The sequence below is a fragment of the Alicyclobacillus suci genome, assembly GCF_017329615.1.
Lineage (GTDB): Bacteria > Bacillota > Bacilli > Alicyclobacillales > Alicyclobacillaceae > Alicyclobacillus > Alicyclobacillus suci.
In genome coordinates, this window is record NZ_JAFMTW010000233.1 from 1 (window position 1) to 260 (window position 260).

Annotated in this window: 1 protein-coding gene; it reads right to left on the minus strand. The window is 35.4% G+C overall.

The window, feature by feature from the left end; translation table 11 throughout:
- Window positions 1–259: M protein trans-acting positive regulator PRD domain-containing protein (locus J3482_RS22070; RefSeq protein WP_369123496.1), on the minus strand; the 259-nt coding region annotated here is incomplete at its 3' end.
- Between the last annotated feature and the right edge of the window lies 1 nt (window position 260).

Below are 260 nucleotides of genomic sequence, written 5' to 3' on the forward strand. Positions count from 1 at the left end.
GATGAATACTAATTGCGAGCATCAGCTTATACATTCTATAGATTGCAAATCGCATTGGGTAATTTGTGGATTTATAGAAATAGTCAGCGAACTCTGTTATGACTTTTTCAGAAATATCTGGGAAAGGCCAGTCTAGAAAATAATACCGCTCTGAAAAGTATTGGGCATAAAAATAGCGAATATCGATTTCATTTCCATTCAGGGATGTTGGAGTAAAAGACAGTTCAATTTGGAATTGTTTCGAGAGAATGGTGGTGATT